Here is a 19,980-nt window from a genome sequence, read left to right as displayed (position 1 = left end):
GCTCTCAGGAGTGATTTTGGATTAACATTCAGAGCAATGATGCTTCACAACGCGCACCTCGGCGGTCGCCTACGGCCGGCCAGTCACGGCAGTGACCGATGACTGGCGATCGAGCCGTGTTGCGCCCGCCCACAGCCGGTCCGCCGCGGCGAGAGCTGCTGCTGACGGCCGCAGCCGAGCTGTTCCTCCGCAACCCGTACGACCTGGTCACCGTCGAGATGATCTGTGCGAAGGCCGGCATCTCCGGTCCCGGTCTCTACCGCCACTTTCGAAACAAGCAGGCTCTCCTCATCGCGGTGGTCGAGGATCCGTTGGAGCAGCTTCAGAGATTCGCGCGGTCAGCGGCAGACGCCGAACCGGATCCGCGAGCCGCGATGCGCACCATGGTCGAGTTCCATGTCGGGTCGGTCGTGTCCGCGCCCCCCACGACACTCATATTCCTCAAGAACGAGCTCGCATTTCCCGAAGCTGATCGGCGTCGCATTCGCCGAGCGATGAGCCTCTACGCGGAGGAGTGGATCTCGGTTGTGTCACCCCTGCGTCCGGATCTTTCCGACCCTGAGGTGCGCGTACTCACGCAGGCGGTGTTCTCGATGCTGAACTCCGTGGCGACCCTCAACCGAGGTCTGGACACGAAGACTCTGGTAAAGACCATGTCGACTGCGGCATTGCATGCGCTGCTCTCGCCGCCGACGGAGTGAGGATTCCTGCCGCGGTATCGAGCTCGAGGTTGTTGGCGTACTCCCCCGTTTGTGGCGCTGGAACTTGATCAGCGCAAGGTGAAGTCACCGTGCTGGTCCCATTGCCTCGCCTACCCAAGATCAGCACCCGAGCCGGACGAGAGGGCTCGATTCTCCACGCATGACGTCGACGGCCTCAGACGTTGAAGCGGAACAGAAGTTGGGGTTTTTGACGGCTGCTGGAAACCCTTGAAAAGTGCCTCTGACCTGCGGAAACGTTGCTTTCCTTCAGTTGGACACCGTTGGCCGATCGGGGCGTTTTGGGACTTCTTGCGGACTGTTTGCGGACCGCGAGACCGGGTTAGGACTAGGCGATTAACCATCGGTTGGGTGTTCACATCGAGAGTGCGAGAACTTGGAGCCTGCGAGTCACGGCGGTCCAACGCGTGCGCCCGGCTACTCGATCGCACGACCTTTCCGATCATCCGGCACTCTCCGACCAGACTCGGCACCGACTCCTATGATGAACCCATGTCGCAAGACTCAGCCCTCTCAAGGTTTGGCGCCCCGATTGAGGACGGAACACCGATTCCGCGCCCCATATGCCGCGAATGCGGCGAGGGGCACATCAGCTTTGAGGCGCCCACCGAGACGGAACATGGGGCATCTAAGGCAGCGTGGGATGAAGATGCATGGGAACCCAACTGGCTAAGGGGAGCGTTCACCACAACAGGAACCTGCGAGAACACCCCGTGTGGACACAAGATCGCCGCATCAGGCACCTACGTGGTCTCCTACGCCAAAGAAGGTGCCGGCAACGAGTGGCAGGGCTCCTCCTACGCCTCGTACTTCACGTTTCAGAACTTCAGCCCGCCCCTTGCCCTCATGCGTCTCCCGAACTCCACGCCTAGCCAGGTCCAGGACGGCGTCGATCGCGCAGCAGCTGTCTTATTCGTCGACCCCGGTCTGGCCGCCACCGCCCTACGCCTAGTAGTCGAACAATTCTTGACGACCCAAGGCATCCCAGACAGACGACAGGCAGGCGGCTACATCAACGCCGACGAACGCATCAAGACCTGGCAGGCGGCGGCATCCGACAGAAGCCGAGTCGCCGGTCTGTTGCTCGCCGTGAAATGGATAGGCAACGCTGGCACGCACAGCCTCTCCACTCTGACGATCACCGAGGTGCTCGATGGAGTCGAGTTCCTCAACGAAGCGTTTCATGCGCTCTTCGTCGGTCCCGATATTGATGCCCGAGCTCGTGCCATCAATGAGGCGAAGGGGCCAGTTCCGCCTCCGCCGGCCGTCTGAGGGAGTTCGCGACCCCCGAAGAGTGCCTCGGACCAGCCCTCGATCAGGCCAGACCGAAGTAGCGGTCGAAGAATTCGGCCAACCGGGTCAGCACTCTCTGCTTCTTTGAGGCATGCGCGCTGCCCGGCGAGAACCTCGACACCGGCGGCAGGATGCGAGTCACCGCGGTGCCGGCTGAGGTCAGAGCGCCGTCCCGGAAGGCAGCCTCGACGAATGCTTTGGTCTCCTGCGCGTGGAGACCCTCTTCCGCAATGATCTGGTCCAACTCAGTCGCGCGCTTGGCCGCTACAAACTCCTGCCACTCCTTGTCGACCTCGGCGTCGACGGTGAGGGAGTCGACGAACTGCTCGATAAGATCCTTCTTGTTGCGGAGACTGGGGCTCGAGTCGATCGCGCGGCCGATGGCCGCACGGATCTCCACATCCTCGGCCGGTCCTCGCTCGTCGAGATACCTGCGTACCAGCATCAGGACGTAGTCGACGTTGACCTCGACCTGCTTGATCAGCTCGATCTCGAACACCACGTCGTCGTTGATCGACTCCTTCTCCGCCTCGCTCTCTTTTCGAAACTCGGCAAAGAGGTCGAGGTAGATGCTCTGGTAATCCTGGAGCTGCCGGGAGGCGAGAATTTCCTGGTCGGAGAAATCGTCGAACGCCGTCAGGATGTTGCGAAGCCGCAGGATGGCCCCGAACAGCGCGATGAACGCTTTCTGCTGCTCTTCGCCGACGATCGATGTCCCAAGTGGAAACAGCGACGTGAGGTCGGCGACTTTGGCCTCGTACTCGCCGTAGTAGTCGGCGTACGGCTTCAGCAGCACGATGCCGCGAGCATCCTTGTTGCCGAACAACGCGAGCGCGTCATTGGTCGCGTCCTCGAGATCGCGGAAGCAGACGATGTTGCCGTAGGTCTTCACAGAGTTGAGGATGCGGTTGGTCCGCGAGTAGGCCTGGATCAGGCCGTGCTGGCGCAGGTTCTTGTCGACCCACAAGGTGTTGAGCGTGGTCGCGTCGAACCCGGTCAGGAACATGTTCACGACGATGACCATGTCGAGCTCTCGATCCTTGAGCCGCTGCGACAGGTCCTTGTAGTAGTTCTGGAACTTCTCGGCCGACGTGTCGTACGACGTGCCGAACATGTCGTTGTAGTCCGAGATCGCGGCGTCCAGAAATGTGCGCGAGTCTCCGTCGAGCTGGTCGGGCTCGAACTCCTCGTCGGCCAGGAGTCCACCGTCGATGTCCTCATTGGCCGCGTAGCTGAAGATCAGGCCAATCTTGAGCCGCTGGTAGCGGGGATCAGCTTCCTCTCGCTGACGCTGCTCGGCTTCGAAAATGTTGTAGTAGGACTTCGCTGCATCGATCGATGCGGTGGCGAACAGCGAGTTGAACCCGAACACCCGCTTGTCGCCGTGCCGGTAGTGCTGGGCGCGCTTCGTCTTCTGGTCGAAGTGGTCGAGCACGTAGTCGACGACGCCGCTGATCCGCTGGGTCGAGAGAAGAGCGCGCTCGGTGTCGATCGCCGATACCTGCTTGTCGACGACGTCCGTAGAGACTTTGACCGTGTTGACGTAGTCGATGCGGAACGGCAGGACGTTCTTGTCGTTGATCGCGTCGACGATCGTGTAGGTGTGCAGCTTGTCCCCGAAGGCCTGCTCCGTTGTGCGGAGTGCGGGGCTGCCAGCCGTGCCTGAGTTCTCGGCAAAGATCGGCGTGCCAGTGAAGCCGAACAGGTGGTATCGGCTGAACGACTTGGTGATCGCGGTGTGCATGTCACCGAACTGACTGCGGTGACACTCGTCGAAGATGATCACGACGTGCTGACCGAAGACGTCGTGCTGCTGATGTTGTGTCACGAATCGGCCGAGCTTCTGAATCGTGGTCACCAAGATCCGGGACGACGGGTCTTCGAGCCGGCGCTTGAGCTCGGCGGTGTTTCTGGTGCCATCGACCGCGCCCTTCTCGAACCGGTCGTACTCACGCATCGTCTGATAGTCCAGATCCTTGCGATCGACGACGAACAGCACTTTGTCGACCTCGGGCATGCGGCTGGCCAGCTGCGCTGCCTTGAAGCTCGTGAGCGTTTTGCCGGAACCTGTCGTGTGCCAGACGTAGCCGCCGGCGGCGATCGTGCCGAGCTTCTTCTTGTACGTCGTCGAGGCCTCGACCCGACGAAGGATCTGCTCGGCGGCGACGATCTGATAAGGCCGCATCACCAACAACCTGCGGTCAACATCGAACACGCAGTACTTGGTCAGCAGGTTGAGCAGGGTGTGCTTGGCGAAGAATGTCTTGGTGAAGCCGGTGAGGTCGGCGATGCGCGTGTTGCTCGAGTCGGTCCACCAGCTGGTGAACTCGAAGCTGTTGGAGGTCTGCTTCTTCGCCCGCTTCTTGGAGGTCATCTCGCCGATGTGGGCGTCGCGAGTGGTGTTGCTGTAGTACTTCGTCAGCGTTCCGTTGCTGATGACGAACAGCTGCACGTAGCCGAACAGGCCGGAATCAGCCCAGAAGCTGTCGCGCTGGTAACGGTTGATCTGGTTGAACGCCTCGCGGATGTCGACCCCGCGCCGCTTGATCTCGACGTGCACCAGCGGAAGCCCATTGACCAAGACCGTCACGTCATACCGGTTCGATCGCACACCCTCGACTTCGTACTGATTGATGACTTGGAGCCTGTTGTTGTGGATGTTGGTCTTGTCGAGCAGGTAGACGTTCTTGACGCTGCCGTCATCGCGGGTGAAGACCTGGACATGGTCGGTCTGCATACGGGTCGTCTTCTCGACGATTCCGTCGTTCTTGCCAGCGATCTTTTCGGTGAACAGCCGCTGCCACTCGGCATCGGAGAACGAGATGCCGTTCAGCGCTTCGAGTTGCGTCCGCAGATTGGTGACGAGCGCAGCCTCGCTGGTGATGGGCAGGTACTCATACGCCTGCTTCTGCAGCTGCGCAATCAGCTCTCGCTCGAGGCCGGCTTCGCTCTGGTATGACTCGGGAGAGGTCAGCTCGGGGACGAACTCGGCGACCACTGTGCTCTCGTCGCTGACGGCGATGACATCGAAGTCGCTGGGTGTCTCGGTCATGCGGTGCTCGCGATCGGGTCGGTCGCGCCGAAGCCGAGGCTCTGCGCCACCTGGCTCATGGCCAGGTCGTGGGTGACCACAGTGACGTCGGATCCGAGCAGCATGCAGCTGGCGAGGTGAATCGCATCCAGCGACTTCACGTGGGTCTCGATCGCGGCGGCGGACTGCAACACCGCGTCGTTGATGCTGATCGCGTCGACCCGATCGAGGACCAAGTCAGCAAGCGCCACGTCGAGCCGCTCACGCCGGAGCACCCGGGTCAACTCAAGGTGCAACAGGACCGATGAGTAGATCTGCTCGTCAGAGGCCAGAACCCCGTCGAGCCAGGTGCGCGCTCGCTCGTCCCCTCCCGGCAGGATCACGTGTAGTGCAATCGACGAGTCGAGGTACCAATGCCTCAACGGTCTTCGCGCATCTCGGCATAGATCCTGTCGACATCAGCGGGCGAGTAGCGAGGATTGTCCTCGGGCTCAGGCCACGGCATCGGGTTCTTCTTGGCAGGGGTGATCCGACCCTGCGCCCGCAGCCGCTCGATCGGGTCGGTGTCCGCCTCAGCGTCGAACGCGTCGATGCGCCAGCGTGGGACACCTCGCTCAGTGACCACAACGGACTCGCCAGCATCCACCGCCGCAAGAACCTGCGCGGTCTGCTGGTTCAGCTCACGCTTCGTGATGGTCTTCATACATCCAATGTACTACGCATGTCAGACATTCAAACGGCTTTGTCGAACGTCAGCAGCTTGTCGCGGTAGTACCCGTACTGCCGGCGGCGAGCCGCGATCTCGGCGGGAAGGCCGACCGTGATGTCGTTCACGAGGGAGTCGAAGGAGTCGAGAACGTCAACTAGTTCTTGCTGAGTCTCGAGGCTTGGCACTGGCAGCGTCAGAGACTTCACAATTTCAGCGTTGAGGTTTTGTACAGTCCCGCTGGATGCCCGCATCGACATCTCGCGATAGACCGGCCCGGACCGCAGTAGGTGGTAGAGGAAGTCGGGCAGGTATGCATCATCGAAGTCCTTGATGGCGAGCCATCCATCGTGAATGCATCCATCGATTTGCACGATGTAAGGTCGCCCGAAACTCATGGAGTTCGAAAGCACGAAGTCGCCTGGCGCGACCGTTCTCGATCTGGCAGCGCCTTCCGGCTTGATGCGCTGCGACGTTCCAGTGATGTACTTCCCGGCCGGTGAAACGTCGCCGATCTTGATCCAGTTGATTCCGTCGTCGGACTCGGTAAAGAAGGCTTGGATCGGACGAGGCGATCCACCTCGGACGATCGTCGCGACGTCCCCGAAATCCGACCACCGAACTTCGTCGGGCGTGAAAGTAAGGAGTGAGTCTCGGTAGTGCTCGAACTGACACCGCCGCGCTTCCAATTCCGCTTCTAACTCCGCGTCGAGGGCGCTGAAGCTATTTAAAATACGGACAATCTCTCGCTGCACCGCAATTGGAGGGGTCGGCACCACGACTCTGGCCAAGTTTGCCGCCGAGACGCGGACAAGCTTGGATTCAGAAGTCATGCGAATCTTCTGTTCGTGAAACTCTGCGGTCTGGAAGAAGTATGCGACGAAGGTCGGATCCAGCCCGTGTCGGTAGATGAAGCAGTCGTCATGGATGGCCACTTCCGCGTCGCCGAGCCACGCGACCGCCTTGCAGACCTCTTGCACGTTCTCGCCGGTTGCCGCGATCACAAGGTCGCCGTACCGCGCGAGCCGAAGACGGCTTGCCAACTCTGGGCGGACGAACTTGAGTACCGACGCGGCAGTACTTCCATAACTCGTGTAGATCTCTCCGTAGTGAATCGAGCCGAGCCCCGACGGAACGTAGTCGGCCTTGGTAAATCGTCTGCCACGAATGAACTCACCAAGCTCACCCAGCCGTCGGTACTCCACCCCGTCCGGGCAAAGTGCAGTGATCAACTCGTCGATGCGGCTCATCAGTTTGCCTCGTAGCTGGACTGAATGAGCGGGAGCGCCCTAGCGAGCGTGTCGGCGGACGTCACCGTGAGCTCAAGCTCCCCGTTGCCGAGGTGTCCGATGTTGGTAACGTCGCGACTGAATCCGGCCTCGAGGTTCACGGTAGCCGGATCGACGCGTACGAACACGAGAATCTTCTGCCGCTGGGAGTAGATCTCGACGGAGGCGAAACTCTTGATGCGACGGAAATTCATGTAGTACTTCGTCGCCTTGGCCGAGACGTCATCACCGAGGGATTCGATCTTTTCGGTCAGGTCAGCGTAGAGGTCACGGATGTGCTGCGGCGACTTCGCCAGTTGCTCCTCGAACGTCGAGTACTTGGAACCAACACCAGGGTTAGTCGCACCCGATTCACCCTGATTGGGGGTCGCCGCGGGCAACACTGAAGATGGCCCTGTCGTCGACGACGCGAACAGTTCGAGTGCGAGGAGGTCACCCTCGAACTGCTGGTACCGGATCAGCTCGATGGCTCGGCCCATTTGACGAATCGCGTGCTCGTCATACTTCGTGAACGAGTTCGCCACACAGATCAGTCGGGGCCTGGAGAAGTCGATGGTTGCAGCAGCCTCTGCGCCGAACTTTTCGATCACCAGAACCGTGAAGTCGCCCTGGTGGTCGAGAAGCCAGTCAAGATAGAACAGGCCTTGATTCATCACGTTCTCGCCGATAGTTCTCTTGTACTCGAAGATGACTGGCGTCCCGGCGTCATCGATGCCGATGGAGTCCATGCGCCCACCGTGGACTGGCCCGGTCGAGAACTCGGACGCAAGAAGGCGGACACCGAACATCAGTTCCATGTTCGTCTCGATTACCTTCTGAAGATCTTTCTCCAACTTTGACGCAGAACGTTCAAGCATCGCGACAGGTTCGGCGCCTCCGACGCGGTAAAGCTTGATATCGCTCATGCTTCGCTCCCCTCAAGATCCGCGACGATTGCGTCGATATGCGTGCGCAGCTCAGCCTGCCGCGCGACGATCTCGGCGATCTCGGCGTTCAGGGCTCTGATGTCGGTGGCGACCCGGGTGTCCTTCGCCTCCACGTACGAGGTGACCGAGATGTTGTAACTGTTATCGGCAATCTCGCTGTTGTCGACGAGTCTGGCGAAAAAGTCGACGTCTTCGCGGGCCGTGAACGCGTTGAGGATCTTGGCCTGGTGGTCTTCGGTGAGCTTGTTCTTGCTGCCGCCGCGCAGGAACTCCGCCGAGGCGTCGATGAACAGCGTCTTGTTGTCGCTCTTTGACTTCTTGAGCACGACGATGCAGGTGGCAATGCCCGTGCCGAAGAACAGGTCCGGCGGCAGCTGGATGACGGCGTCGACGAAGTTGTTGTCGATCAGGTATTTGCGGATCTTGCCTTCCGCTCCCCCGCGGTAGAGCACCCCGGGAAACTCGACGATCGCGGCCGTGCCGTCGACTGCGAGCCAGTTGAGGATGTGCATCGTGAACGCGAGGTCGGCCCTGCTCTTGGGGGCGAGCACGCCTGCCGGTGCAAACCGCGGGTCGTTGATTAGCAACGGGTTCGCATCCCCCTCCCACTTGATCGAGTAGGGCGGGTTGGACACGATCGCTTCGAACGGCTCGTCATCCCAGTGCGCCGGGTCGGTCAGGGTGTCGCCGTGAGCGATGTCGAACTTCTCGTAGTTGACGTCGTGCAGGAACATGTTGATGCGACACAGGTTGTAGGTCGTCAGGTTGATCTCCTGGCCGAAGAAACCCTGGCGCACACCGTTGGGCAGCACTTTGGCGAACTTGAGCAGCAGCGAGCCCGACCCGCAGGCCGGATCGTAGACACGGTTGACCTCCGTCTTGCCGACCACCGTGATGCGCGCCAATAGCTCGGAGACCTCCTGCGGCGTGTAGTACTCCCCACCTGACTTGCCGGCGCTCGAGGCATACATCTGCATCAAATACTCATAGGCGTCGCCGAACGCGTCAATCGTGTTGTTGGCGTAGCTGCCGAGCTTGAGGTCGCCGACGGCGTCGAGCAGCTTGACCAGCGTCTCGTTGCGCCTGGCCACAGTGGCGCCGAGCTTGCTGCTGTTGACGTCGAGGTCGTCGAACAATCCCTTGAGGTCGTCCTCACTGTCGGCGCCGACAGCCGAGCCCTCGATCCCCTTGAAGACGCCAGCCAGCGTCTCGTTCAAGTTCTCGTCACGCCTCGCACGAGCGCGCACATTGGCGAACAGATCAGACGGCAGGATGTAGAAGCCCTTCTCGGCGACCGTCTCGGCCCGCCCGAACTCCGCATCCGAGTCGGCAAGAAGCACATAGTCGAAGCCTTCGTTGCCTGCCTTGCGCTCTGCCTCGTTGAGGTAGGCGACGAGGTTCTCAGAGATGAAGCGGTAGAACAGCATGCCGAGCACGTACGACTTGAAGTCCCACCCGTCGACACTTCCGCGCAAGTCGTTGGCGATGCGCCAGATGGTCTTGTGCAGCTCGGCCCGCTCGGTCTCTTTGCTCGAAGTCACGAGCGACAGTCTCTCAGGCCGTCCGAGGTCTTGGCGTACCGAACTCCTAACACCCACCTCACGTCTCCCCAAGCCTATCGGCTTCCTCACCACCCGGTCTCGCCAGACTCGATCCAGGCGTCTGACGGGAGGTTCTCGTTTGACCGATAGCTTCCGAACTCGGAAACTATCGGTCATGGATTTCCTTTCCCTCGCCGAGGCTGCCGACCACATCGGCGTGTCCCAACGCCAGGTGCGGAACCTCGCCGCGGCCGGGGACATCGTGCTGGTCGCCCGCGGCGTTGTCGACGCCGACTCGCTGTCGGCATTCCTGCAGAACCGCGGTCTCGTCACGCGGCGGGTGTGGAGCGAAGGGACCGCTTGGGCCGCGATCGGCTTGCTCGCCGGTATTGATGTCTCGCGGCTGGGGGCGTCACAGGTCTCTCGCCTTCGGAAACAGCTCACGGGCATCGACGCCGCCGAACTGGCGTCGAGGGTGCGGAACCGTGCGACCGCGCATCGTTTCGATGGCCATCGCTCGGTAGTCAGCAGAATCGCCGCCGAGTTGGTGCGCGGGTCCGGCTTGATCGGCGACCTGACGGCCGAGCACGGCGTCGACGGATACCTCGACGAGGACGACCTCGCCGACCTGGTCCACCGCTTTCACCTACGAGCCACGAGCATCGGAAGTATTGCCATCCGCGGCACCCAACACCTCGACAAGGCGCAAGAGATCGCAGACAAAGATGCAGACCTGCTGACGGCGGTCGACCTGTCGACGTCCGCCGACGCCCGCGAGCGAGCGGCAGCACTGACGGTGATCCGCGGACGTGTCGATTCGCTGTAATCGGCTGCAACCACATCACCCATCACCTCCAATCACCACCAGCGCTTTCCAAACAACCGCTGAAATTTCAGCCCAAAACCGCCTCTTCGAAGCCTTCAAATCGTCCGGCACGCATGCTACGAAGGACGTAGATGGGTCGCCCGACAACGGGCGGCCCACGACGCATTTCGGGCCTGTCGTTGAACGTCGTTGGGGGTGATGAGTCGTGCATGGTGGTGTGAAGGTCTACCGCGGCAACCCGGCTGCGGCCCGCACCTATGTCGAGACTGACCATGCCCGTGTGGACGACTACTACCTCGCGGAGGGAACTGGGCTCGCCGAGCGTTTCGTCGCCACACCCGATGGGGTCGAGGCCATCGGTGCGCTCGACGGTGACATGTACGAGGCGTGGGTGGCCGGCCGCGATCCGCTGAGCGGCGAACCGCGTGGCCGACTGCGCCAGGACACCTCCGCGGTGCGATTCGTCGAGGTGGTCGTGAACGGTCCGAAGACCTGGTCGCTGGCTGCGGCTCTGGACCCGAAGATCGCCGAGGCGTACGACGCAGCTCAGGACCGAGCCGCCCGGCAGATCATCGGGTGGCTGGCACAGCACGCGACGACGCGCGTCGGCCCACGCGGCCGGCAGGTGCAGGTGCCGGTCGAGCGGATCGAGGCCGCGACCGTGCGCCACTACACGTCCCGTGCTGGCGACCCGCATCGTCATCTGCACCTGCAGGTGAACGCCCGCGTCTGGGCCGCCGGCAAGTGGCGAGGCCTCCACACCGTCGGCGTCCGCGACATGATCGACGCGATCAACGGCATCGGCCACGCGGCCGTGATGTGCGATCCGCAGTTCCGACAGGCGCTCGCCGAACGCGGTTTCTCCGTCGACAACAAGTCGGGCGAGGTGAATGAGCTGGCCGGTTTCGCCGGGCCGTTCTCGGCTCGAGCTCGTCAGATCGGAAGGAACATCGAGCGGTATGAGGCCGCGTGGCGTGACACGCACCCTGGCGCTGAGCCTAGCCGGGACCTCGTGCGCTCGTGGGACCGGCGCGCCTGATCGGAGGCTCGCCCCGACAAGGTCATCCCGACCGATGGCGCGACGCTGACTGACCGGTGGGTCGATGAGTTGCACCAGCTCGGGTTCCGCTCCCCCACACGCTCAGCGCGACTGCCCGCGACGCGTACGGGTGCACTCGACCGTGACGAAGCCGTCGCCACGGTCCTGTCGCGACTCGGCACGAAGCGATCGGCGTGGAACGCCGCAGACGCGCGCGGCTTGGTCGAGCAGCTCATCTCCAGCGAGGGGGTCGTCGCTGACCCTGCCGTGCGGATCGAGCTGGCCGAGGACGTGACCGCGCGAGCTGTCGCTGCAAGTGTGTTGCTGCTCGAGGATGATGGCGTACCCGAACACATCCGGTCCCTCACCTCCCGCGACGTGCTCGCCGTGGAGGCCGACCTGAGCGGATCCTTTGCTTCACGGGCCTCGCTGCCGGGCTTGCCTGAGCCGGTCGACGCCGGGAACCTCGATGAAGCGCAGACGCAAGCAGTTGCCCGTCTGGCCGGGACCTACCGGCTCGTCGTGATCGAGGGGGCGGCTGGCGCCGGCAAGACGGCGACTCTCGCGGCCGCCGGGGCCGCCATCACTCATGCCGGCGAGCGAATGATGGTTGTCACGCCGACTCTGAAGGCGGCACACGTAGCCGCAGCGGAGGTCGGATCCCGGGCGTACTCCGCAGCGTGGCTTGCCCATCAGCACGGCTTCTCGTGGGACGACGACGGTCGCTGGAGTCGCAAGCCCTCGATCCCGTCCGACGATGCTCGCCTGCGTCGTGGCGACCTCCTGCTGATCGACGAGGCAGGGATGCTCGATCAGGACACGGCTCGAGCGCTGACGGTCATCGCTGACGAGACCGGCGCACGGCTCGCCCTGGTCGGCGACCGTCACCAGCTGCCTGCCGTCGGACGCGGCGGCGTGCTCGATCTTGCGGCGCGGTGGGTCGATCCAGACGCGAGCGTGACGTTGGACGGCGTTCACAGGTTCGCCGACCCCGACTACGCGGCACTCAGCCTCGCCATGCGTTCCGGCGAGCAGCCAGAGGCAGTGTTCGACCAGCTCGTGCAGCGCGGTCAGGTCGTCCTGTACGCCGACGAAGCATCGCGCACCGCTGCGCTCGCCGATGACGCGGCAACCACAGGCGCGCTCGTCGTCGCTGACACCCGCGAGCAAGTAGCCGACCTCAACCAAGCAGTCCGCGAACGCCTCGTCACCTTTGGGCAGGTCGACGACTCCCGCGCACTCGTCACCCACGACGGCGAGCGGATCGGGGTCGGCGACCGGGTGGCGACCCGGCGCAACGCATCCGAGTTCGGCGTGGCCAACCGCGACACCTGGACCGTCACCGCGTTGCGTGACGACGGCACCGTCCATCTCATGGGGAAGGTGGGCGCTCGCGAGATCCCCGTTGGATATGCGCGCCAGAACGTCGAGCTCGCCTACGCCTCAACCGTCTACGGCGCCCAGGGCGAAACCACGCGCACTGCCCACCTGGTGCTGGGCGAACACACCGGCGCAGCATCGGCCTACGTCGCCATGACCCGCGGCCGAGACGCCAACACTGCACACCTCGTCGCCGAGAACCTCGACGATGGTCGCCAGCAATGGCTCCTCACATTCGCCCGCAACCGTGCCGACCTTGGCCCCGCGCACGCCGGCCGACTCGCCGCCGAAGAAGCCGCCAAGTACGAGCCATACCTCGATCCTAAGCGCCTCGCCGAGCGTGACCAAGCAGCACGCGGAACACATCGACGACCCGAACCCGCTCCCACCATGTCCCGCGGTCCCGGGTCCGGCCCGGGCATCGGCTTCTGACTCACAGCAGCACCGCATCGCGCCGGATGTCGTCGTCCTTCGTCGGCGTCAGTCCCCCGTATGAGATCAGGTCAACCTCACGGCCGAGGACCTGCTCGATCAGCTGCTTGAACCTGACGAACTCGAACGACGACGTACCGGCCGGCGCTTCCACGATGAGGTCTATGTCGGAGTCCTGACGAGCCTCTCCACGCGCGACCGAGCCGAACATCGCCAGGCGTTCGTAACCTCGCTCCGCTGCCAGCGTCGTGAGGACGGGCGCCGCTGCCTTGAGCAGTTCCCCGGATGGGCGCCATCGAGGTCAGGCGCATGTCGAAGCTGCTGACTCACAGCAGGCTGCGAGATGCCCAACGCATCGGCGACCTGGCGCTGACTCGTAGCCGTGGCGACCATGGCGCGCAACGCCATGACACGACGCAGCCGCGCGAGATCCTCGTCGCGGCGCGCATCGCGATACTCGGCCAGCAGAGTCATAAGGAAACCTTATCGCGCTCAATCTGGCTCTGAAGTCCTCCGACCTCCGAAGAATCCGCAACTTTCGGGGGAACGTTCCCCTGACCTGCGAGAACACAGCTCGCTCCCCAACGTTCCCCCTCGGAATTCGAGCTCGGGGGAACAAAACCCGTGACATCTCTCGCCCAGTTTGAAAGCCAACGAGAGTCATGGCCAACCGGCCCAGATCAAGGAGAACCACTATGAGCGCCACACCAGTTTCCGTGCACCGCGAACTCCCCCATGCCAACGACGAGTTGATGACGTTGAAGGAGGTCGCTGCCCTGGTCCGCGTCCCGGAAGCGACGCTGCGCTACTGGCGACACCTCGGCACAGGACCGCACGGTTTCCGCATTGGACGATCGGTCCGCTACTGGCGCAGCGACGTTGTCCACTGGCTCGACGAACAGTCCCGTCATCCACAGATCGACGATTGAGCAGTGCGCTTCGCCAGTGATCTGGCGGACCATCCGAGCACTACGCCGGAAAGGAGCCTGTGATGGCTGGAAGCATCGCGCGACGCCCGAATGGGAAATGGCGAGCGCGCTATCGCGACGAGACAGGCCAGGAACGTACCCGACACTTCGACCGCAAGGTCGACGCCCAGTTCTGGCTGGACCAGGTCACCGCGTCCGTCGTCACCGGGACATACGCCGACCCGAAGGCGGGACAGATCACGTTCGCCGCGTTCTACGGCGAGTGGTCGGCGCGTCAGATCTGGGCGCCGGGCACGGTCGTGGCGATGTCACTCGCAGCCCGCTCCGTCCCGTTCAGCGACAGGCCGATGCGCCAGATTCGTCGCTCGGACGTCGAGGTGTGGATCAAGTCGATGGACGCCGCAGGGCTGGCACCCGGCACGATCAAGACCCGGTACGTCAACGTGCGATCGGTGTTCCGCGCCGCCGTCAGGGATCGCGTCATCGGGATGGACCCCACCGACACTGTTCGTCTGCCTCGACGCCGGCGAGCTGACGCAGCAATGTCGATTCCGACCCCGGATGAAGTCGGCCTGCTCATGGCCGTCGCAGAGGAGCAGGCACGAACGTTCATCGCGCTGTGCGCGTTCGCCGGGCTACGCCTCGGTGAAGCTGCCGCCGTCCAACTCACTGACGTGAACTTCGTCCGGAAGACACTGAACGTCACTCGACAGGTGCAACGCGTCACCGGCGGCGCCATAGACGTCCGAGCTCCGAAGTATGGGTCGGAGCGGGTCGTGCACCTCGCCGATAGCTTGATCGATCTCCTGGCGCAGCACGTGGCCGACCTCGGCACGGTCGGCAATGAGCAGTGGCTGTTCGGCGAAGACTGTGAACCACCGCACCAAAACACGGTCGGCTACTGGTGGCGCAAGGCCCTGCAAGCCGCCGGACTAAACGGCATCAAGCTCCACGACCTACGCCACTTCTATGCCTCAGGTCTCATCGCCGCCGGCTGCGACGTCGTCACGGTCCAACGCTCGCTCGGCCACGCCAAGGCCACCACGACTCTCAACACCTACGCCCACCTGTGGCCGACCGCCGAAGACCGCACGCGTGCGGCCGCGCAGTCGATCATGGAGTCTTCGCTAGGCGATCCTCCGAACACAGGCGACCATTGACATCAGCCACAGCGACCCCGCTCACCCTTGGGCCAAGGATGAGTCATAGCGCCCACTTTGACGTAGGGCATAGCGCCCAGATGGACGGCATTCACGAGCAGTGACGCCACCAGAGCAACGATCGATCGGCGGCCGATTAGCCTTCGTCCGGGAGAGCGTCCGAGATCGCCTCGATAAGCGACGAGAAGCGATCGAGCGTTCCTGGCGAGAGCGCGGCGAGTGAGGGTTCGAGGTTGCGAAGGAAGTGCGCGGCGACCTCACCGTGGTCGAACTCTTCCTCGGCTCGCGCGATCCGCTTCACTATGCGGTCAGTGCCCTTGAGGACCGTCATCTTGACCTTCTTGCCGTAGGTGGCGTTGTAGAGGTCGAGGTACTCCTGGGGCTCGAAGAGGTCCTCGATGTCGGCGTCTGGGACGGTGCAGTAGTTCGCGATCGACAGGATCCGGGCTTCCTTTACCCGGCCTGCGGCAATCGAATTCTGGATGCGCTGGTCGCTTGTGTTGCCGTCGATGAGGACTACGACGTCGAGGTGGGTGCCCAGCAGCGCGAGGAAGGTTGGGATGTTGGTCGCGCCACCAGCGGGGATGAGCCGGCCGTCGGTGGGGAGGCCCGACTGGCCGTTGGCTGTGAGGTGGCCGGAGATCGCGGTGAGGTATATGAAGTCGGAGACTCCCTCGACGAGCACATTACGGCGGCCGACAAATAGATTCTGGGCGATGTCGTAGCCCAGAGCCGCCTCGAGCGGGAACAGTGTGTCGGGGTCGGACACGGCGCCGGCGTCGTTGTCAACGACTGTGCCCACGTCAGGTCCGCGGTCCTCTACGACCCGGGCCTGGTTGAGGTGCTCGGAGCGGACCATGAAGGGAGAGTGCGTGGAATAGATGACCTGCCGGTTGCGAGCGAGCTTTCCCTCGATGGCGGCGAGAAGGTCCATCTGCGCACGAGCGTGGAGGGATAGGCCGGGCTCGTCAAGCAGAAGGATGAGGTTCTTGTCGGCCTCGAATTCCAGGAAGGAGGCGAGGAAGGAGACAAACCACTGGAAGCCGGTCGACCGGCGGTCGAGCCGGTTACTGAAGTCGTGGCGCTGGTCTTCTACGCGGAACTGCAGCCACCGCCTGATCCGCTCGTGGCCTTGCACAGTGTACGGCTGGGCCTCGATCGCGACGCGGAGCTTGAGGTGGTCGTTCTGCTTCCAGTGTTCCCGCACCCGCTTGGTCAGCAGGCTCGAGGTGGCCTCGAGCTCGGAGTTCGACTGCTCGTAGTCCGCGTCGTCCATAGACTCCGGCACAGCCCGCGCGATCCTGAGGAAGTCCGCTGCCGCCTGGATCGAGTCGTCCTCGCTACCGTCGGTGACAGCCTGGATGACCTCCTCGAGGTTGTAGCGGCCAGCCAGCTGTGAGTAGGTGCTGAAGTAGAACGTCCGCGGCATCGTCTTGCGGAGCGCGATATCGATGGCGCTCTTGAGCCCGCGGTTCTCCGCGCCGGTGATGACCCAGAGGCGCTGCAGCGCCTCGCCAGCGTCGGTTGCAAGCGCCGCGACCTCAGCGTCTTCATTGCCCTGGTCAGCGACGAGCTGCGTGAGCGCCTTGATGAGCTCATCGGAGTTCGTGAGCTTCGATCCGACAGCCTCCTGCACGCGCTGCGGCAGACTGCCGATGAAGGCCGAGAGGAACGCGTTGTAGTCGATGGACGCTTGGATCTGGACCGTGTTGTGCTTGGCGTAGGAGCGCGACGCGGTGAACTGCGAGGAGCTGAGGACGGGCGCGCCAAACCGCTCGGTGAGCTCGCGCACCTCGTCATCGGTGAGCTCGAAGGTGGCGGTGATCGGTACCGCTGACTCGATCTCGCCGGTGACCTCGTGTTCCTTCTTCAGCCAGCGAGGGTACTCGTCGAGGAGCGTCAGCGGCTGGTCCGGCTTGGCGGGGTTGAGAGCGTGGAGTGCCTGGAGTACCGCGGACTTGCCGGCCTCGTTCTTCCCGACGAGGCAGGTCACCTCGTCGACCGCGACCTCGGTCGAGTCGATCACGTTGCGGAAGGTCTTAACGTGGAACGAGATCAGCCGCATGAGCGGACCCTCTCTGAGTCAGTCGGAGAGGTGCGTTCGCACGGATGTCTTCTCCGAACCAGTGGTGGTAGGTACAAAGACACACTGTACGGGAATACGAAAGAAACGAAAGCGCGTATGTTTCTTTCGTAGAGAAGGAGTTGGGACAGAATGACGACACAGCCACTCGAACAGCACACGTACCTACCTGAGCCGAACGAGCAGGTATCTTCGGTGCTGAGTTTCCTCAAGGCGCATGACGACCGCGCTGGAGCGCGGCCCGAGCCTCGCTACTTCCTCGCGGGGGCCGATGAGCATGATCAGGTGGAGTTGCCGGCCGCGGCTCATCAAGTCCTTCTGCAGGTTTTAGAGGCCATGGAGGCCGGCAAAGCCGTCACCGTCGCACCCCAAAGCCAACTCCTCACAACCCAGCAGGCAGCCGATCTACTTGGCGTGAGTAGGCCAACGGTGGTGAAGCTAATAGACGCTGGCGAGCTACCAGCAGACACCCCGGGCAAGCGGCGCCGGATGGTGAAGCTTCACGATCTGTTGGAATATCGCGCCCGTCGGCGCGACGTGCAGTACAGAGCCCTGCTAGAGACCTCGGGCGACTATGCGGATGACCTTGAGGATGCTGAGACGGCTGAGGAGCGATTCCGCCGCATTCGAGCGGAAGTCGCGGCCGAGCGCCGCGCTCGCGCCCAGAAGTAGATTGCGGGGTCCTGGCTCCCGTTCCGGTCTAGTTCAACATGACCCTGTCATATCGTTTCAGGATGCCGGCAAATGATGCTGAGAAGTCCACGCTGATCCTCTCGCTCGAATACGTCGATCCAGAAGAACTCGGAGTCCAGTCGGGGAGCATCGCGCCTGATTCCATGATCGCAACATGCGCAGGCATCCTCCACGACCTTGCTCTGGAGCCGCAGCACGTTCGGATGGTCATCACTGGCAACTTCGTCCAGTCAGTGCGCGACCGGATGTCCAACGCCGAAGAAGCCGCTGCATACGACGTCGGACGCAACGAGGGCATTGTCGGCGGGAAAACCATGGATCGGACAGATGGGACGATCGACGTCATCCTCCAAGCAGTCATATTCGCTGTGGAAGGAACATCGGAGGAACTAGACAGTCTCCGACAGATCGCGATTCATACGACGACGCACGAGGCCCAGCATGTCGTGATGAAACAGGCAGGTGAAGACTCGGCCGACTTCGCCCACCTACCGTTCGCGAAGCGCTGGTTCGCGGCAATCGCGCACGACATCATCAACGAATACCGCGCCGAAGCCGCCGTTCCACAGTCGATCTCACTGACCGAGGAGGGCTGGGACTGTGCAGAAGTCGCGGCCAACCTCATCGAGAGCCTACGAACCGTAGACAACGGCTACCAGAAGTCCGAGGATGCGCGAGCGCTAATGGAAGGGGTGGCCCGCCACGTAGGTACTTTGTGGAAGATTCTGGGCGTCATTGCAACGGAACGCCGCCAATCAAATGGCGCGATAGAGTCCCTGCCAGATGCCGTCGTCAACGACCCCGGGTGGGAGACCGTCGTGGACGACAACTGGGATGCCCTAATCACAATTCTCGATGAGGTACCAAGTGCCACTACCCGGATTGCGGCCAGTGAGCTTTCAGAGCGGCTGGACAATCTGGCAGAAACCCTCGAGTCGTGGCTTCTGGACCTTGGATTTAGGTTCGAAGACTCAGCGAACGGGCCCGCCTTCTATATCGTCCACCGCAATCTCCTCGGATAGGCCGCTCTAGACGGACAGATCCCTAGGAATTCGGACCTGCAGGTTGGGGGTTCGGCCGACCTGGCCGACCCAGTGGCGCGGCGGGGAGTACGTCATTTCGCCGCGTGGCGACGCCCCGATCGTCTGCGTTTTTGGTGTATTTCGCCAGGTCTCAGCGGAACTCATTTGGGGCCTTGCTGATCGCCCCGATCCTGATCGCCTTCGCCCTGACACCGTTGTATGTGCGCCCCAACTCAAGCGCCTTTTCGAGTGCGGTCTTGCCCGCGTCCCGCAAAACCTCCAACTCCTCTGGGGTCCACCGCTGGAAGCGACTCACAGCTTTGGCGACGGTCTGGTCCATCGCGGCCATGTTGTAGGCGTCGCCCAGAGCCTGGAACTCCTGGGCGACCCTTTCGGAAGCCGCCCCGGCAGACTCGGCCAGAACAGGGGCCGTCTCCGCGATCGCCCGTCCCGCGCCGCGACCGCGCAGGGCGATGGCGATGGCAGCAATGACAGCCGCCCCGCCTGCCAACAGAACGGGATGTAAGCCGGGGGTCTCGGTGTCGTCATGGTCCACGCCTTCACGGTAGTACACCCCGTGAGTAGCTCATCGGGTCTGCGCCACCGCTCAGTTTCAACCCGACCTACCCCATTCCTCCGCGACTGGGGTCTCTGGCGTGAGTAGGCTCCCAATATGACGGCTACCGAGTATGACCCCGCAGTACACGAGCGCCTAATTCAAGAGTTCTCTGACGCGAGCTATCGAAGGCAAAAATATGGGCCGAAGATTTACGGCGCTGAGCCTGGGTACGACGCGCAGGAGTACTGCGAGATCGTAGACGAGTGTCACAAGAAGTTGAACGAACTGGCCGAGATGGTGAATCTCTTGGACGGCCACAGACCAGACGCTTAGAAGCGAAGGAGCCTCGCGA

General features: G+C 62.7%; 19 protein-coding genes. 10 read left to right on the top strand and 9 right to left on the bottom strand.

From position 1 onward, the window contains the following. Window positions 1–98 precede the first annotated feature (98 nt). Together ACXJKC_RS04695 and ACXJKC_RS04690 are read left to right on the top strand one after the other, a co-directional pair. On the top strand, window positions 99–701 hold the full coding sequence (locus ACXJKC_RS04695) for a TetR/AcrR family transcriptional regulator (protein WP_456695519.1): 603 nt from the start codon (window positions 99–101) through the stop codon (window positions 699–701). Between the two features lie 765 nt (window positions 702–1,466). Then, complete coding sequence (locus ACXJKC_RS04690; RefSeq protein ID WP_456695518.1) at window positions 1,467–1,991, top strand: DUF4145 domain-containing protein; 525 nt, start codon at window positions 1,467–1,469, stop codon at window positions 1,989–1,991. 43 nt (window positions 1,992–2,034) lie between these two features. Here the strand turns inward: ACXJKC_RS04690 and ACXJKC_RS04685 are convergent, their stop codons facing one another. Genes ACXJKC_RS04685 through ACXJKC_RS04660 form a run of 6 tightly spaced genes read right to left on the bottom strand, consistent with a single transcriptional unit; the run spans window position 2,035 to window position 9,505 of the window. Next, window positions 2,035–5,064 carry a type I restriction endonuclease subunit R gene (locus tag ACXJKC_RS04685; RefSeq protein ID WP_456695517.1) on the bottom strand — a complete coding sequence of 1,010 codons (3,030 nt, stop codon included), beginning with the start codon at window positions 5,062–5,064 and terminating at the stop codon, window positions 2,035–2,037. Beyond that, window positions 5,061–5,465 (bottom strand): PIN domain-containing protein, encoded by a 405-nt coding sequence (locus tag ACXJKC_RS04680; protein ID WP_456695516.1) that lies wholly within the window; start codon window positions 5,463–5,465, stop codon window positions 5,061–5,063. Before ACXJKC_RS04680 ends, ACXJKC_RS04685 begins: the two co-directional genes overlap by 4 nt. Then, entirely contained in the window at window positions 5,462–5,746 is a 285-nt protein-coding gene (locus tag ACXJKC_RS04675) for a type II toxin-antitoxin system Phd/YefM family antitoxin (RefSeq protein WP_456695515.1), read from the bottom strand. Before ACXJKC_RS04675 ends, ACXJKC_RS04680 begins: the two co-directional genes overlap by 4 nt. A gap of 29 nt (window positions 5,747–5,775) precedes the next feature. Further along, window positions 5,776–6,999: a restriction endonuclease subunit S gene (locus tag ACXJKC_RS04670; protein ID WP_456695514.1), complete on the bottom strand. Its 1,224-nt coding sequence runs from the start codon at window positions 6,997–6,999 to the stop codon at window positions 5,776–5,778. Further along, window positions 6,999–7,943 (bottom strand): DUF5655 domain-containing protein, encoded by a 945-nt coding sequence (locus ACXJKC_RS04665; RefSeq protein ID WP_456695513.1) that lies wholly within the window; start codon window positions 7,941–7,943, stop codon window positions 6,999–7,001. The genes ACXJKC_RS04670 and ACXJKC_RS04665 overlap by 1 nt, the downstream gene beginning before the upstream one ends. Next, complete coding sequence (locus ACXJKC_RS04660) at window positions 7,940–9,505, bottom strand: type I restriction-modification system subunit M (RefSeq protein ID WP_456695512.1); 1,566 nt, start codon at window positions 9,503–9,505, stop codon at window positions 7,940–7,942. The genes ACXJKC_RS04665 and ACXJKC_RS04660 overlap by 4 nt, the downstream gene beginning before the upstream one ends. A gap of 175 nt (window positions 9,506–9,680) precedes the next feature. On the opposite strand from ACXJKC_RS04660, the gene ACXJKC_RS04655 reads away from it, so the two are divergent. The 3 genes from ACXJKC_RS04655 to ACXJKC_RS04645 all read left to right on the top strand — a co-directional run bounded on the left by ACXJKC_RS04655 (window position 9,681) and on the right by ACXJKC_RS04645 (window position 13,182). Further along, a complete protein-coding gene (locus tag ACXJKC_RS04655; protein WP_456695511.1) occupies window positions 9,681–10,331 on the top strand; it encodes a hypothetical protein in 651 nt (216 codons plus the stop codon). Window positions 10,332–10,548: 217 nt separating this feature from the next. Then, window positions 10,549–11,370, top strand: coding sequence for a MobF family relaxase (mobF, locus tag ACXJKC_RS04650; RefSeq protein WP_456695510.1), 822 nt, complete (start codon window positions 10,549–10,551; stop codon window positions 11,368–11,370). 69 nt (window positions 11,371–11,439) lie between these two features. After that, window positions 11,440–13,182: an ATP-dependent DNA helicase gene (locus ACXJKC_RS04645; RefSeq protein WP_456695509.1), complete on the top strand. Its 1,743-nt coding sequence runs from the start codon at window positions 11,440–11,442 to the stop codon at window positions 13,180–13,182. Window position 13,183: 1 nt separating this feature from the next. Here ACXJKC_RS04645 and ACXJKC_RS04640 read toward each other — a convergent pair whose 3' ends face one another. Then, the gene (locus tag ACXJKC_RS04640; protein WP_456695508.1) at window positions 13,184–13,393 is read right to left on the bottom strand and encodes a nucleotidyltransferase family protein; all 210 of its coding nucleotides are present in this window, start codon (window positions 13,391–13,393) and stop codon (window positions 13,184–13,186) included. Window positions 13,394–13,491: 98 nt separating this feature from the next. Here ACXJKC_RS04640 and ACXJKC_RS04635 point away from each other — a divergent pair, with 98 nt between their 5' ends. The 3 genes from ACXJKC_RS04635 to ACXJKC_RS04625 all read left to right on the top strand — a co-directional run bounded on the left by ACXJKC_RS04635 (window position 13,492) and on the right by ACXJKC_RS04625 (window position 15,271). Further along, entirely contained in the window at window positions 13,492–13,689 is a 198-nt protein-coding gene (locus ACXJKC_RS04635) for a hypothetical protein (RefSeq protein ID WP_456695507.1), read from the top strand. Window positions 13,690–13,877: 188 nt separating this feature from the next. After that, window positions 13,878–14,111, top strand: coding sequence for a helix-turn-helix transcriptional regulator (locus ACXJKC_RS04630; RefSeq protein WP_456695506.1), 234 nt, complete (start codon window positions 13,878–13,880; stop codon window positions 14,109–14,111). A 62-nt stretch (window positions 14,112–14,173) separates the two neighbouring features. Next, window positions 14,174–15,271 (top strand): tyrosine-type recombinase/integrase, encoded by a 1,098-nt coding sequence (locus tag ACXJKC_RS04625; protein ID WP_456695505.1) that lies wholly within the window; start codon window positions 14,174–14,176, stop codon window positions 15,269–15,271. A 136-nt stretch (window positions 15,272–15,407) separates the two neighbouring features. Here ACXJKC_RS04625 and ACXJKC_RS04620 read toward each other — a convergent pair whose 3' ends face one another. Beyond that, window positions 15,408–17,336 carry an AAA family ATPase gene (locus ACXJKC_RS04620; RefSeq protein ID WP_456695504.1) on the bottom strand — a complete coding sequence of 643 codons (1,929 nt, stop codon included), beginning with the start codon at window positions 17,334–17,336 and terminating at the stop codon, window positions 15,408–15,410. A gap of 150 nt (window positions 17,337–17,486) precedes the next feature. Here ACXJKC_RS04620 and ACXJKC_RS04615 point away from each other — a divergent pair, with 150 nt between their 5' ends. Further along, the gene (locus tag ACXJKC_RS04615; RefSeq protein ID WP_456695503.1) at window positions 17,487–18,026 is read left to right on the top strand and encodes a helix-turn-helix domain-containing protein; all 540 of its coding nucleotides are present in this window, start codon (window positions 17,487–17,489) and stop codon (window positions 18,024–18,026) included. 62 nt (window positions 18,027–18,088) lie between these two features. Beyond that, a complete protein-coding gene (locus ACXJKC_RS04610) occupies window positions 18,089–19,069 on the top strand; it encodes a hypothetical protein (RefSeq protein ID WP_456695502.1) in 981 nt (326 codons plus the stop codon). A gap of 151 nt (window positions 19,070–19,220) precedes the next feature. Here ACXJKC_RS04610 and ACXJKC_RS04605 read toward each other — a convergent pair whose 3' ends face one another. After that, window positions 19,221–19,625, bottom strand: a complete 405-nt coding sequence (locus tag ACXJKC_RS04605; protein WP_456695501.1) for a hypothetical protein — start codon at window positions 19,623–19,625, stop codon at window positions 19,221–19,223. Window positions 19,626–19,980 lie beyond the last annotated feature (355 nt).

Source organism: Aeromicrobium sp. P5_D10, from assembly GCF_054049535.1.
Note: the sequence above shows the minus strand (reverse complement) of the source record. Positions and strands in the feature narration are given on the sequence as shown.